Source organism: Pseudomonas sp. B26(2017), from assembly GCF_002113045.1.
Classification (GTDB): domain Bacteria; phylum Pseudomonadota; class Gammaproteobacteria; order Pseudomonadales; family Pseudomonadaceae; genus Aquipseudomonas.
This window is the reverse complement of record NZ_NEJJ01000024.1, coordinates 26,201-38,866: the sequence shown is the minus strand read 5'-3', so window position 1 is coordinate 38,866 and position 12,666 is coordinate 26,201. Positions and strand designations below refer to the sequence as shown.

Sequence of the window (12,666 nt, the reverse complement as noted above, 5' to 3'; positions counted from 1 at the left end):
ACACAACGGCGCTCGTCCGTCCGGGCGAGCGCATGGAGATTTTTATGTCAGTTTCCGCTCCGAACGCTGTCCTCTCGGTCAGCGGTATCGGCAAGACCTACGCGCAACCGGTTCTGACCGGCATCGACCTGACGTTGATGCGCGGTGAAGTACTGGCGCTGACCGGTGAGAACGGTGCCGGCAAAAGCACCTTGTCGAAGATCATCGGCGGGCTGGTCACACCCACCACCGGTCAGATGCAGTTCCAGGGCAAGGAATATCGCCCCGGCAGTCGCACGCAAGCTGAAGAGCAGGGTGTGCGCATGGTCATGCAAGAGCTCAATCTGCTGCCGACGCTTTCGGTGGCGGAGAACCTGTTCCTCGACAATCTGCCGAGCAACGGTGGCTGGATCAGCCGCAAGCAACTGCGCAAGGCCGCCATCGAAGCCATGGCTCAAGTCGGCCTCGATGCCATCGATCCGGACACACTGGTCGGCGAGCTGGGCATCGGTCACCAGCAAATGGTCGAGATCGCCCGTAACCTGATCGGCGATTGTCATGTGCTGATTCTCGACGAGCCGACCGCGATGCTGACCGCCCGCGAAGTCGAGATGTTGTTCGAGCAAATCACCCGGTTGCAGGCGCGCGGCGTCTCGATCATCTACATCTCTCACCGTCTCGAAGAACTGGCCCGGGTCGCACAGCGCATTGCCGTGTTGCGCGACGGCAACCTGGTTTGCGTCGAGCCGATGGCTAATTACAACAGCGAGCAACTGGTCACCCTGATGGTTGGCCGCGAGCTGGGCGAGCATATCGATCTGGGGACTCGCCATATCGGCGCGCCGGCCTTGACGGTCAAAGGCCTGACCCGCTCCGACAAGGTTCGCGACGTGTCCTTTGAAGTGCGCGCCGGTGAGATTTTTGGCATTTCGGGGCTGATCGGGGCAGGGCGCACCGAGCTTTTGCGGCTGATCTTCGGCGCCGACGTCGCGGACAGCGGCACGGTGGCGCTCGGTTCGCCGGCCAAAACGGTGAGCATTCGTTCGCCCGTCGATGCTGTGCGCAACGGCATCGCCTTGATCACCGAAGATCGCAAGGGCGAAGGCCTGCTCCTGAGTCAGTCGATCAGCGCCAACATTGCCTTGGGTAACATGCCGGAAATTTCCAGCGGCGGGTTCGTCAACAACGGCGATGAAACGAAGCTCGCGCAGCGGCAGATCGACGCCATGCGCATCCGCAGTTCCAGTCCGACCCAGTTGGTGTCCGAGTTGTCCGGTGGCAACCAGCAAAAAGTCGTGATCGGCCGCTGGCTGGAGCGCGACTGTTCGGTGCTGCTGTTCGACGAGCCCACTCGCGGTATCGATGTCGGCGCCAAATTCGACATTTATAACCTGCTTGGTGAACTGACCCGTCAGGGCAAGGCGCTGGTTGTGGTGTCCAGCGACCTGCGCGAGCTGATGCTGATCTGTGATCGCATTGGCGTGCTGTCGGCAGGGCGCCTGATCGACACTTTCGAGCGCGACAGCTGGACCCAGGACGACTTGCTTGCTGCCGCGTTCGCCGGCTACCAGAAACGTGATGCGTTGCTCAACGAAGCAGCGCCTAGGGATCTCCCATGAAAACTGCATCTTCCGCCGGCAAATCCAGTGGCAATTTCTACGGCCTCGGCACTTATCTGGGCCTGGCCGGCGCCTTGCTGGCAATGATTGCGCTGTTCTCGGTCATGAGCAGCCATTTCCTGTCGTACAACACCTTCAGCACTCTGGCCAACCAGATTCCCGATCTGATGGTTCTGGCGGTGGGCATGACGTTCGTCCTGATCATCGGCGGGATCGACCTGTCGGTAGGCTCGGTATTGGCACTCGCGGCATCCACTGTCAGCGTGGCGATTCTTGGCTGGGGCTGGAGCGTAATGCCGGCTGCCTTACTGGGTATGGCCGTCGCGGCGTTGGCCGGCACAGTTACCGGCTCGATTACCGTGGCGTGGCGAATTCCGTCATTCATCGTGTCATTGGGTGTCCTGGAAATGGCCCGTGGCCTGGCCTATCAGATGACCGGTTCGCGCACCGCCTATATCGGTGATTCCTTCGCCTGGCTTTCGAACCCGATTGCCTTCGGCATTTCGCCATCGTTCATCATTGCCTTGCTGGTCATCTTTATTGCCCAGGCCGTTCTGACCCGTACCGTGTTCGGTCGCTACCTGATCGGCATTGGCACCAACGAAGAAGCGGTGCGGCTGGCAGGAATCAATCCAAAACCCTACAAGATCCTGGTGTTCAGCCTGATGGGGCTGCTCGCCGGCATTGCGGCACTGTTCCAGATTTCCCGGCTGGAAGCGGCCGACCCGAACGCCGGTTCCGGCCTTGAGCTACAAGTGATCGCCGCTGTGGTGATCGGCGGTACCAGCCTGATGGGCGGGCGTGGTTCGGTGATCAGTACCTTTTTCGGCGTGTTGATCATCTCCGTGCTGGCGGCCGGTCTGGCGCAGATTGGCGCGACCGAGCCGACCAAGCGCATCATCACCGGTGCGGTGATCGTGATCGCCGTGGTGCTCGACACCTACCGCAGTCAACGTGCAAGCCGACGGGGCTGATAAATGGCAACGATCAAGGATGTGGCGGCACTTGCAGGAATTTCCTACACGACCGTGTCCCACGTAGTAAACAAGACCCGACCGGTGAGCGAAGAAGTGCGGCTCAAGGTCGAGGCGGCGATCAAGAGTCTCGACTATGTGCCGAGCGCCGTGGCCCGTTCGCTGAAAGCGAAAACCACTGCAACCATCGGTTTGTTGGTGCCCAACAGTCTCAACCCGTACTTCGCCGAACTGGCGCGCGGGATCGAGGATTACTGCGAGCGTAACGGTTACTGCGTGATCCTCTGCAACTCCGACGACAACCCGGACAAACAGCGCAGCTATCTGCGGGTCCTGCTGGAAAAACGCATCGACGGCCTGATCGTCGCCTCTGCCGGTGGTGACAGCGGCCTGGCGCAAGGGCTGGCGGGCGTGAAGACGCCGATGGTGATCGTCGACCGTGGACTCGAAGGCGTAGACGCCGACCTGGTGCGCATCGACCACGAATATGGCGCGTACCTCGCGACACGGCATCTGCTTGAACTCGGGCATCGCGACATCGCCACGATCGGTGGTCCTGCCAGTACCAGTGTTGCGCAAATGCGTCAGGCCGGTTTTTCTCGAGCGCTGAAAGAGGCCGGGATTGAAGTGTCCCCGTCGCGCGTGCTGGAAAGCGACTACACCAGCACCGGCGGTTACAACGCGGCTTCGGTCCTGCTTGAACGCAACCCGCCGAGCGCGATTTTCGCTGGTAACGACATGATCGGCATCGGTGTGTTGCGGGCTGCGGCGGAACGCAACGTGCGCGTGCCCGCCGAGCTTTCAGTGATCGGCTTCGACGATATCCAGATGAGTCGCTACGTATATCCCGCGCTGACGACCGTGGGCCAGTCGATCCTTCAGTTGGGAGAAATGGCGGCGGAAGTGTTGTTGCGAAGAATTGCCGCTCCGGGTCTGGCGACGGATCAGCGGATCGTGACCCCGAGTATTGTCCTGCGTGAATCGACTGCACCGCTGTCCGGCGTGTTCACCGAATACCGCTGAAACGAATTGAAGAGTAGTGATGTATGTCCGCAAATGTAGTGGTAATAGGCAGCCTGAACATGGACCTGGTCACCCGGGCGCCGCGTTTGCCCCGGGGCGGTGAGACGCTGATCGGCCATTCCTTCGCGACCGTGTCCGGTGGCAAGGGCGCCAATCAGGCGGTGGCCGCTGCTCGATTGGGTGCGCAAGTGTCGATGGTTGGTTGTGTCGGCAATGATGACTATGGCCTGCAATTGCGCGACGCGTTGCTGGCCGAGCAGATTGATTGTCAGGCAGTCAGCGTGGTGGAGGGTTCCAGTGGTGTGGCGCTGATCGTGGTCGATGACAATAGCCAGAACGCGATTGTCATCGTGGCCGGCGCCAATGGTTCGATGACCCCGGCGGTCATCGACCGGTTCGACGCAGTGCTGCAGGCGGCCGACGTGATCATCTGCCAGCTGGAAATTCCCGATGCGACTGTGGGCCATGCGCTGAAACGCGGACGTGAACTGGGCAAGACGGTCATCCTCAACCCGGCGCCGGCCAGTCGTCCGTTGCCGACGGACTGGTTTGCCGCCATCGATTACGTGATTCCCAACGAGAGCGAGGCCGCCGCCCTCAGCGGTTTGCCGGTGGATTCGCTGGAGACCGCCGAGAAAGCCGCTGCACACCTGATTTCACTGGGCGCTGGCAAGGTCATCATCACACTGGGCGCTCAAGGTTCACTGTTCGCCGATGGCAAGGGTTACCAGCATTTTCCGGCACCCAAAGTGGAGGCAGTCGATACCACCGCCGCCGGGGATACCTTTGTCGGCGGATTTGCGGCTGCACTGGCGGCCGGCAAAACCGAGGACGAGGCCATTCGTTTCGGGCAAGTCGCGGCGGCCCTGTCGGTTACCCGGGCAGGTGCCCAGCCGTCCATTCCCACTACCTCCGACGTACAGGCATTCAAATCCGCATGAAAAAGACTCCTTTGCTCAATGTCGCCCTGTCGAGGCTGGTTGCCTCCCTCGGTCACGGCGACATGGTCGTGATCGGTGATGCCGGCCTGCCGGTGCCGCCGGGTGTTGAACTGATCGATCTGGCGTTGACGCACGGCGTCCCGGATTTCGTCAGCACCCTGAAAGTCGTGCTCAGCGAGATGCAGGTGGAAAGCCATGCGCTGGCCAAGGAGATTTTCGACAAGCAACCGACCGCGCTGTCCACGCTGGAAGAGCTGAATGACGAAGGCTCGCTCGGGCGGCGCGATCTGCTCAGTCACGAGCAATTCAAGGTACTCAGCCGACAGGCACGAGCGATTGTTCGTACGGGAGAATGTCAGCCGTACTGCAACATCGTGCTGGTGTCCGGAGTTACATTCTGACGGGGTTCGCCCCTTTTGATTTCATCTGCACAAGGAATGCGCCATGCAACGCTATGCTCAAAAAATTCATCAATTGATTCGGAGTCTGCTGCTTTTGTCTGTGATAACAGCGACCGGCGCCCACGCGGCGGAAAAGATCGACCTGATCATCGATACCGATCCGGGCGCCGACGACGTGGTCGCCCTGTTGTTTGCCCTGGCCTCCCCGGAGGAGCTGAACATTCGCGCGTTGACCACCGTGGCTGGCAACGTCCGTCTGGACAAGACTTCGCGCAATGCCCGGTTGGCCCGTGAGTGGGCAGGGCGGGAAGAGATTCCGGTATACGCCGGTGCGCCTAAACCTATGATGCGTACGCCGATCTACGCCGAAAACATCCATGGCAAGGAAGGCCTTTCGGGTGTCACGGTACATGAGCCGAAGAAAGGCCTGGCTGAAGGTAATGCGGTCAATTACCTGATCGACACTCTGAAAAAAGCCAAGCCGCACAGCATCACCATCGCGATGCTCGGTCCGCAGACCAACCTGGCCCTGGCACTGATTCAGGAGCCGGAGATTGTTCAGGGGATCAAGGAAGTGGTGATCATGGGCGGCGCTCACTTCAATGGCGGCAACATCACGCCAGTGGCCGAGTTCAACCTGTACGCCGACCCGCAAGCGGCTGAGGTGGTGCTCAAGAGCGGTGTGAAACTGACTTACCTGCCGCTGGACGTGACCCACAAGATCCTGACCAGCGATGCACGCCTCAAGCAGATTGCGGCACTGAACAACAATGCGAGCAAGATTGTCGGCGACATCCTCAACGAGTACATCAAAGGGGATATGGAGCACTACGGCATTCCGGGTGGTCCGGTGCATGACGCTACCGTCGTGGCTTATCTGCTCAAGCCTGAGCTGTTCACTGGTCGTTCGGTGAATGTGGTGGTCGACAGCCGTGAAGGCCCGACGTTCGGCCAGACCGTTGTCGACTGGTATGACGGTCTGAAGGCGCCCAAGAACGCCTTCTGGGTGGAGAACGGCGACGCCCAGGGCTTCTTCGATCTGCTGACCGAGCGTCTGAAGCGTCTGAAATAAGCCATGCGCCTGCAGGTGCCAGTTTGCGGGCTTTTACTCCCTCTCGGTACCCGATGTCCCTTTGAAGGCATCGGGATACTTCTCGAACAGCTGGGCAATGAAGGATTGCGCGCCCTGTGTTCCCAACGTCTTCACCAGCAAGTCGATGCTGATCAATGCCAATTCCTCCGGGCTGCCCGGACTGTAAGAGCTATGCCCTTGTGGCCAGGTGGCCTTTATGTCGGCGGTGATGCTTACGGTGGTCATGGCGGGGCTCGGTCACGGGATCGGAGTTTTGAGTTAACCACTTTGCCGAGTGTTTGGCACTGCGACTTAGGCATGAGCGCAGGGCTATGCGACACTTGGTCATTTCCGCAAAAAACAAGGATTGCGCTGTGCAGATCGATTTGAACAGCCCCGACGGCCTGACCCTTGATGCTGTGCGTCGCATGCTGGCGTCGGCCAGTGATGACGAGCACACCCAGCTGCGCGTGACCAAGGGCGGCATCGCTTATATCTCTTCGGGCGTCACTGGCGGCCAGGACATCGATGGCCTGCTGTTTCGTCTGGAGACCTGGGCAATAGGCTCGGGATACGTGGGAAATGTCGCGGCCAGCGACGAAGTCTGGGTCATGCAGATTTTCAATGCGCTCAAGGACAACTGGCCGAACCCGCCCTATGACTACATTGATGTCTATTGAACGTCATTAATATTCAGTGACGTTTTACGGGGTGATGCTTCAGGTGATGCTCAGGCACACTCGGCGTTTTTCCGATCGTAGGGCAGGGTGATAGCACTCACCGTGAAACCAAACGCTGTATTGGCGGTCGCACGATCTCTGCTCAAAATTGAAATAAGGAGGCTTCAATGCCTTGCAAGTTCGCGTCACTGGGTGCACTGATGGTCGTTGCTCTTTTGGCTGGTTGCTCTACAACCTCCAGCGAGTCGCAGAAGGATCCCGTGGCGACTGAGGCTGGCCATGGTCGTTGTGAGGCATCTGCTGCGGAGTTCGCTCTCGGCAAGAAAGCTTCGCCGGAGCTGTTGGAGCAGGCACGCAAAAAGGCCGGTGCGCAGAACGCCCGGTTCCTCAAGCCCAATGACATGATTACTCTGGAGTACCGATCCGATCGCCTCAACCTGAATACCGATCAGAACCTGGTGGTCACACGCGTCAATTGTGGCTGAGCCTTTCGGGCTTTTGTTTCACCCATAAAAAACCCCGTCACATGGACGGGGTTTTTTTAGTGCGCCGGGAAATTACTCTGGGCGAACTTGTGCAGCTTGCATACCCTTTTGGCCTTTCTCAGCCACGAAGGAAACGGTTTGGCCTTCTTTCAGGCTTTTGAAACCGTCAGCTTCGATAGCTTTGAAGTGTACGAACAGGTCGTCACCGCCACCTTGAGGAGTGATGAAGCCGAAGCCTTTTTCATCGTTGAACCATTTAACGGTGCCGGTTTGGCGATTAGACATGGTGTATCTCCAAGAAACATATATTTTCAGTAGTACTGTGCTGCTCAGGCCAACTGGGCACACCGGGGTATCATAGTCGAAATGTTCGCTTTGGTAGCCCCCCGGACGTGCTGTTTGCCAATCGGTCTTGTTTTCTTGTCTGCCTGTTTCGGCTGGAGGCCCCGGTTTAAAAGGCCTCGAGCGAAAAATAAAGACAATAAAAAAACCTGTAAAACCTGCATAAATCGTACGAAAAAGCCTGAATCAGATGCTTTTCAGCGGTGCCGGAGGCATTGAAAAGGCCTGTTTCATCATTTTTTTGCCGGGACGTTGGCCTTGCATTTGGCAATTTGTCCCAGGGCTTTCTGCTGCAATTCCTGACTGGCCTTATTGTCCATCAGCGCCTGAATATCGCTGGCAGGGTAGGACTTGATGGCATCGGCGCCGCATGCACAGTGGGATTTCGCGGCAGCAGCACCGATTTGCGGAGTCGCGGCCTGGGTGCACTGAGCCATGTATTTCTCACGCTCGCCCTTGGGCCAGTCGGCGTGGGCGCTCAACGGCAGCAGCAAAACGAGAGGGGCGACTGCGGCAAGCAGGGTGTTAAGACGCATGCGGGGATGCTCCTTGTGGGTCAATGTCTTGTTATCTGAGGGCCTGAAGGCCGATCAAGTTCAGCACTCTCGCATAAAACAGACGATTTGCCTCCCGGTAAAAACCAGAGTGCATCGGTGACCGTTCATCTGTGCTAGCATGCCTCGCTCGGGCGTTCGCAGGCTCCGGATGACCTTCAGTCCCGGTGGCGGCAATGTACGAATTTCTGATTTGAATCCCAGTCACTCTGGTTCGGTTTTCCGGTTGGCCGCAAGGCTCCTGCCGCTGTAAGGCAGGCGTTCGTCATTGAATGGCCTGGATCGGATCTTGTACTGGCTCATCCCAACCCACGTGACCTTTGGTAGGGGTCACCACTAGGAGAGGAGGCGCCATGCCAACTATTACTCTTCCCGACGGCAGTCAACGTTCATTCGATCACCCGGTTTCCGTAGCCGAGGTCGCCGCATCCATTGGCGCAGGTCTGGCCAAAGCCACCGTGGCCGGCAAGGTCAACGGCAAGCTGGTCGACGCCTGCGACATCATCGACAGCGACGCGACGCTGCAAATCATCACGCCAAAGGATGAAGAGGGGCTGGAGATCATTCGCCACTCTTGTGCCCACCTGGTCGGCCACGCGGTCAAGCAACTGTACCCGACTGCAAAAATGGTCATCGGGCCGGTTATCGACGAAGGCTTCTATTACGATATCGCCTTCGAGCGTCCTTTTACTCCGGACGACATGGCGGCCATCGAACAGCGCATGCAACAGCTGATCGATACAGAATATGACGTCATCAAGAAAGTCACTCCGCGTGCCGAAGTGATCGAAGTGTTCAAGGCCCGTGGCGAAGACTACAAGCTGCGTCTGGTCGAAGACATGCCGAACGAGCAGGCGATGGGCTTGTACTATCACGAAGAATACGTCGACATGTGCCGCGGTCCGCACGTGCCGAACACCCGCTTCCTGAAGTCCTTCAAATTGACCAAGCTGTCCGGCGCCTATTGGCGCGGTGATGCCAAGAACGAGCAATTGCAGCGCGTTTATGGCACCGCTTGGGCAGACAAGAAGCAGCTGGCAGCTTACATCCAGCGTATCGAAGAAGCTGAAAAGCGCGATCACCGCAAGATCGGCAAGCGCCTGGGCCTGTTCCACACCCAGGAAGAAGCGCCGGGCATGGTGTTCTGGCACCCGAATGGCTGGACGCTGTACCAGGTGCTTGAGCAGTACATGCGCAAAGTGCAGCGCGACAACGGCTATCTCGAGATCAAGACGCCGCAAGTCGTCGACCGCAGCCTGTGGGAAAAGTCCGGGCACTGGGCCAACTACGCCGACAACATGTTCACCACTGAGTCGGAAAGCCGCGACTACGCGATCAAGCCGATGAACTGCCCATGCCATGTGCAGGTGTTCAACCAAGGCCTGAAGAGCTACCGCGAGCTGCCGATGCGACTGGCCGAGTTCGGTGCCTGCCACCGTAACGAGCCATCGGGTGCCCTGCATGGCATCATGCGTGTCCGTGCATTCACCCAGGATGATGCCCACATCTTCTGCACCGAAGAGCAGATGCAGGCTGAATCCGCTGCGTTTATCAAACTGACCATGGATGTTTATCGCGACTTCGGCTTTACCGATGTCGAGATGAAGCTGTCTACTCGCCCGGAAAAACGCGTCGGTTCCGACGAGCTGTGGGATCGCGCCGAGGCGGCCCTGGCTGCAGCGCTTGATAGCGCAGGCCTGCCATACGATCTGCAACCGGGTGAGGGGGCGTTTTATGGTCCGAAAATCGAATTCTCGCTGAAAGATTGCCTCGGTCGTGTGTGGCAGTGTGGTACCTTGCAGCTCGATTTCAACCTGCCTGTGCGCCTGGGAGCCGAATACGTCTCCGAAGACAACAGCCGCAAGCATCCAGTGATGTTGCACCGTGCGATCCTCGGTTCGTTCGAGCGTTTCGTCGGGATTCTGATCGAGCACTATGAAGGTGCATTCCCTGCGTGGCTCGCGCCAACCCAGGCGGTGATCATGAATATCACTGATAAACAGGCAGATTTCGTCGCTCAGGTCGAAAAAACTCTCAACGAAAGCGGGTTTCGTGCCAAGTCCGACTTGAGAAATGAAAAGATCGGCTTTAAAATCCGCGAGCATACTTTGCTCAAGGTTCCATATCTCTTGGTTATTGGGGATAAGGAAGTCGAGATGCAGACTGTCGCTGTGCGTACTCGTGAAGGTGCTGACCTGGGCTCGATGCCCGTCGCCCAGTTCGCTGAGTTTCTCGCGCAAGCGGTTTCCCGGCGTGGTCGCCCAGATTCGGAGTAATTATTATTAAGCGTGAAATGAGACAAGATAAACGAACTGCACCGAAAGCCCCGATCAACGAGAATATCTCGGCACGCGAGGTTCGGTTAATTGGCGCTGATGGCGAGCAGATTGGCATCGTCTCGATTGATGAAGCGCTTCGTATTGCTGAAGAAGCAAAGCTTGATCTGGTAGAAATCTCTGCCGACGCAGTCCCACCGGTTTGCCGTGTGATGGACTACGGCAAATCGATCTTCGAAAAGAAGAAGCAGATTGCTGCGGCGAAGAAAAACCAGAAGCAGATTCAGGTAAAAGAAATCAAGTTTCGTCCAGGGACGGAGGAAGGGGATTACCAGGTAAAACTGCGCAACCTGGTACGTTTCCTGAGTGACGGGGACAGGGCCAAGGTATCCTTGCGATTCCGCGGCCGTGAGATGGCCCACCAGGAGCTGGGGATGGAACTTCTCAAGCGGGTTGAACAAGACCTGCTCGAGTACGGTTCGGTCGAACAGCATCCTAAGATGGAAGGACGCCAGCTGATCATGGTCATCGCCCCGAAAAAGAAGAAGTAATCAACAGGGCACGGCAGGCCTTCTGATTATGTTTATCAACTGAATGCGGAGTATCCGAACATGCCAAAGATGAAAACCAAAAGTGGTGCTGCTAAGCGGTTTCTGAAAACTGCTAACGGTATCAAGCACAAGCACGCTTTCAAGAGCCACATCCTGACCAAAATGTCGACCAAGCGTAAGCGTCAACTGCGCGGTAGCAGCTTGCTGCATCCGTCTGACGTGGCAAAAGTCGAGCGCATGCTGCGCCTTCGTTAATTTTTGGATCAAGAATAGAGGAAGTAACTCATGGCTCGTGTAAAGCGTGGCGTCATTGCCCGTAAACGTCACAAAAAAATTCTGAAACTTGCTAAAGGCTACTACGGCGCGCGCTCCCGCGTATTCCGTGTTGCCAAGCAAGCGGTAATCAAGGCAGGCCAATACGCCTACCGTGACCGTCGTCAGAAAAAACGTCAGTTCCGCGCTCTGTGGATCGCTCGTATCAACGCTGGTGCTCGTGTTAACGGTTTGTCCTACAGCCGTTTCATCGCTGGCCTGAAAAAAGCGTCCATCGAGATCGACCGTAAGGTTCTGGCTGATCTGGCAGTGAACGAAAAAGCGGCGTTTGCTGCGATTGTCGAGAAAGCTAAAGCCACCTTGGCTTAAGTACCCCCGACAGTCACCCGGCCTCACCTCTGTGGGGTCAGGTGTTAAACGTCATAAATAGGGGAAGAGCCTTCAAGCTCTTCCCCTATTTTGTATCTGGAGTCTGTACATGGAAAACCTGGATGCGCTGGTCTCTCAAGCACTAGAGGCTGTGCAAAGCGCTGAAGATATCAATGCCCTGGAGCAAATCCGGGTTCAATACCTTGGCAAAAAGGGTGAATTGACTCAGGTGATGAAGACCCTGGGGAATTTGCCGGCAGAAGAGCGTCCGCAGGTCGGCGCGCTGATCAACGTTGCCAAGGAACGTGTCACAGGCGTTCTCAATGCGCGCATGGCTCTGTTTGAGGAAGCCGAACTGGCTGCCAAGCTGTCTGCCGAATCCATTGACGTGACCCTGCCGGGCCGCGGTCAGACCTCCGGTGGTCTGCATCCGGTAACCCGGACTCTGGAACGTATCGAACAGTTCTTCACCCATATCGGCTACGGCATTGCCGAAGGCCCTGAGGTCGAAGACGACTATCACAACTTCGAGGCGCTCAACATCCCAGGTCATCACCCGGCCCGGTCGATGCACGACACCTTCTATTTCAATGCGAACATGTTGCTGCGCACCCATACCTCGCCGGTACAGGTCCGCACCATGGAATCGAAAAAGCCGCCGATCCGCATCGTCTGCCCAGGCCGTGTGTATCGCAGCGACTCCGATATCACCCACTCGCCGATGTTCCATCAGGTCGAAGGCCTGCTGGTTGATCGCGACATCAACTTCGCCGACCTGAAAGGCACCATCGAAGAGTTCCTGCGGGTGTTCTTCGAAAAAGAACTGGCCGTGCGTTTCCGTCCCTCGTACTTTCCGTTCACCGAGCCTTCCGCCGAAGTCGACATGGAATGCGTGATGTGCAGCGGTAAAGGCTGCCGCGTCTGCAAGCAGACCGGCTGGCTGGAAGTAATGGGCTGCGGCATGGTTCACCCGAACGTGCTGCGCATGTCCGGGATCGACCCGGAAGAATTCTCGGGCTTTGCCTTCGGCATGGGCGTCGAGCGACTGGCCATGCTGCGTTACGGCGTGAACGACTTGCGTCTGTTCTTCGACAACGACTTGCGGTTCCTCGCGCAATTTCGCTAGT

At 57.6% G+C, this 12,666-nt stretch carries 16 protein-coding genes; 13 read left to right on the top strand and 3 right to left on the bottom strand.

All coding sequences use genetic code 11. The annotated features are described in order from the left end of the window. Window positions 1-44: 44 nt before the first annotated feature. Genes CAF79_RS27715 through CAF79_RS27690 form a run of 6 tightly spaced genes read left to right on the top strand, consistent with a single transcriptional unit; the run spans window position 45 to window position 6,009 of the window. On the top strand, window positions 45-1,598 hold the full coding sequence (locus CAF79_RS27715; protein ID WP_085701232.1) for a sugar ABC transporter ATP-binding protein: 1,554 nt from the start codon (window positions 45-47) through the stop codon (window positions 1,596-1,598). Then, window positions 1,595-2,572: an ABC transporter permease gene (locus CAF79_RS27710; protein ID WP_085701231.1), complete on the top strand. Its 978-nt coding sequence runs from the start codon at window positions 1,595-1,597 to the stop codon at window positions 2,570-2,572. The genes CAF79_RS27715 and CAF79_RS27710 overlap by 4 nt, the downstream gene beginning before the upstream one ends. A gap of 3 nt (window positions 2,573-2,575) precedes the next feature. Next, entirely contained in the window at window positions 2,576-3,595 is a 1,020-nt protein-coding gene (locus CAF79_RS27705) for a LacI family DNA-binding transcriptional regulator (RefSeq protein ID WP_085701230.1), read from the top strand. A gap of 23 nt (window positions 3,596-3,618) precedes the next feature. Then, window positions 3,619-4,536, top strand: a complete 918-nt coding sequence (gene rbsK, locus CAF79_RS27700; RefSeq protein WP_085701229.1) for a ribokinase — start codon at window positions 3,619-3,621, stop codon at window positions 4,534-4,536. Further along, window positions 4,533-4,937 carry a D-ribose pyranase gene (gene rbsD / locus CAF79_RS27695; protein WP_085701228.1) on the top strand — a complete coding sequence of 135 codons (405 nt, stop codon included), beginning with the start codon at window positions 4,533-4,535 and terminating at the stop codon, window positions 4,935-4,937. Before rbsK ends, rbsD begins: the two co-directional genes overlap by 4 nt. 43 nt (window positions 4,938-4,980) lie before the next feature. Further along, window positions 4,981-6,009, top strand: a complete 1,029-nt coding sequence (locus tag CAF79_RS27690; RefSeq protein ID WP_085701227.1) for a nucleoside hydrolase — start codon at window positions 4,981-4,983, stop codon at window positions 6,007-6,009. A 33-nt stretch (window positions 6,010-6,042) separates the two neighbouring features. On the opposite strand, the gene CAF79_RS27685 is transcribed toward CAF79_RS27690, so the two are convergent. Further along, the gene (locus CAF79_RS27685; protein ID WP_085701226.1) at window positions 6,043-6,255 is read right to left on the bottom strand and encodes a hypothetical protein; all 213 of its coding nucleotides are present in this window, start codon (window positions 6,253-6,255) and stop codon (window positions 6,043-6,045) included. Between the two features lie 128 nt (window positions 6,256-6,383). Here CAF79_RS27685 and CAF79_RS27680 point away from each other — a divergent pair, with 128 nt between their 5' ends. Together CAF79_RS27680 and CAF79_RS27675 are read left to right on the top strand one after the other, a co-directional pair. Further along, entirely contained in the window at window positions 6,384-6,689 is a 306-nt protein-coding gene (locus CAF79_RS27680; protein ID WP_085701273.1) for a hypothetical protein, read from the top strand. A gap of 167 nt (window positions 6,690-6,856) precedes the next feature. Next, the gene (locus tag CAF79_RS27675; protein WP_085701225.1) at window positions 6,857-7,174 is read left to right on the top strand and encodes an I78 family peptidase inhibitor; all 318 of its coding nucleotides are present in this window, start codon (window positions 6,857-6,859) and stop codon (window positions 7,172-7,174) included. Window positions 7,175-7,246: 72 nt separating this feature from the next. On the opposite strand, the gene CAF79_RS27670 is transcribed toward CAF79_RS27675, so the two are convergent. After that, window positions 7,247-7,459, bottom strand: coding sequence for a cold-shock protein (locus CAF79_RS27670; protein WP_017904083.1), 213 nt, complete (start codon window positions 7,457-7,459; stop codon window positions 7,247-7,249). A 290-nt stretch (window positions 7,460-7,749) separates the two neighbouring features. Then, the gene (locus CAF79_RS27665; RefSeq protein WP_085701224.1) at window positions 7,750-8,052 is read right to left on the bottom strand and encodes a hypothetical protein; all 303 of its coding nucleotides are present in this window, start codon (window positions 8,050-8,052) and stop codon (window positions 7,750-7,752) included. Between the two features lie 371 nt (window positions 8,053-8,423). On the opposite strand from CAF79_RS27665, the gene thrS reads away from it, so the two are divergent. From thrS to pheS, 5 genes are all read left to right on the top strand, one after another. Further along, complete coding sequence (gene thrS, locus CAF79_RS27660; protein ID WP_007956031.1) at window positions 8,424-10,346, top strand: threonine--tRNA ligase; 1,923 nt, start codon at window positions 8,424-8,426, stop codon at window positions 10,344-10,346. After that, on the top strand, window positions 10,346-10,897 hold the full coding sequence (infC, locus tag CAF79_RS27655; RefSeq protein WP_170929631.1) for a translation initiation factor IF-3: 552 nt from the start codon (window positions 10,346-10,348) through the stop codon (window positions 10,895-10,897). Before thrS ends, infC begins: the two co-directional genes overlap by 1 nt. Window positions 10,898-10,957: 60 nt before the next feature. Next, complete coding sequence (rpmI, locus tag CAF79_RS27650) at window positions 10,958-11,152, top strand: 50S ribosomal protein L35 (RefSeq protein WP_002553160.1); 195 nt, start codon at window positions 10,958-10,960, stop codon at window positions 11,150-11,152. 30 nt (window positions 11,153-11,182) lie between these two features. Beyond that, on the top strand, window positions 11,183-11,539 hold the full coding sequence (rplT, locus tag CAF79_RS27645) for a 50S ribosomal protein L20 (RefSeq protein WP_002553161.1): 357 nt from the start codon (window positions 11,183-11,185) through the stop codon (window positions 11,537-11,539). A 109-nt stretch (window positions 11,540-11,648) separates the two neighbouring features. Further along, window positions 11,649-12,665 carry a phenylalanine--tRNA ligase subunit alpha gene (pheS, locus tag CAF79_RS27640; RefSeq protein WP_011333387.1) on the top strand — a complete coding sequence of 339 codons (1,017 nt, stop codon included), beginning with the start codon at window positions 11,649-11,651 and terminating at the stop codon, window positions 12,663-12,665. Window position 12,666 lies beyond the last annotated feature (1 nt).

What these genes read in the sequence shown, in the direction of transcription:
- CAF79_RS27705 (WP_085701230.1), top strand. Translation starts at nt 2,576, where the DNA reads ATGGCAACGATCAAGGATGTGGCGGCACTTGCAGGAATTTCCTACACG.
- CAF79_RS27715 (WP_085701232.1), top strand. Translation starts at nt 45, where the DNA reads ATGTCAGTTTCCGCTCCGAACGCTGTCCTCTCGGTCAGCGGTATCGGC.
- rpmI (WP_002553160.1), top strand. Translation starts at nt 10,958, where the DNA reads ATGCCAAAGATGAAAACCAAAAGTGGTGCTGCTAAGCGGTTTCTGAAA.
- CAF79_RS27690 (WP_085701227.1), top strand. Translation starts at nt 4,981, where the DNA reads ATGCAACGCTATGCTCAAAAAATTCATCAATTGATTCGGAGTCTGCTG.
- CAF79_RS27670 (WP_017904083.1), bottom strand. Translation starts at nt 7,459, where the DNA reads ATGTCTAATCGCCAAACCGGCACCGTTAAATGGTTCAACGATGAAAAA.
- rbsD (WP_085701228.1), top strand. Translation starts at nt 4,533, where the DNA reads ATGAAAAAGACTCCTTTGCTCAATGTCGCCCTGTCGAGGCTGGTTGCC.
- CAF79_RS27665 (WP_085701224.1), bottom strand. Translation starts at nt 8,052, where the DNA reads ATGCGTCTTAACACCCTGCTTGCCGCAGTCGCCCCTCTCGTTTTGCTG.
- rbsK (WP_085701229.1), top strand. Translation starts at nt 3,619, where the DNA reads ATGTCCGCAAATGTAGTGGTAATAGGCAGCCTGAACATGGACCTGGTC.
- CAF79_RS27710 (WP_085701231.1), top strand. Translation starts at nt 1,595, where the DNA reads ATGAAAACTGCATCTTCCGCCGGCAAATCCAGTGGCAATTTCTACGGC.
- pheS (WP_011333387.1), top strand. Translation starts at nt 11,649, where the DNA reads ATGGAAAACCTGGATGCGCTGGTCTCTCAAGCACTAGAGGCTGTGCAA.
- rplT (WP_002553161.1), top strand. Translation starts at nt 11,183, where the DNA reads ATGGCTCGTGTAAAGCGTGGCGTCATTGCCCGTAAACGTCACAAAAAA.
- CAF79_RS27685 (WP_085701226.1), bottom strand. Translation starts at nt 6,255, where the DNA reads ATGACCACCGTAAGCATCACCGCCGACATAAAGGCCACCTGGCCACAA.
- CAF79_RS27675 (WP_085701225.1), top strand. Translation starts at nt 6,857, where the DNA reads ATGCCTTGCAAGTTCGCGTCACTGGGTGCACTGATGGTCGTTGCTCTT.
- thrS (WP_007956031.1), top strand. Translation starts at nt 8,424, where the DNA reads ATGCCAACTATTACTCTTCCCGACGGCAGTCAACGTTCATTCGATCAC.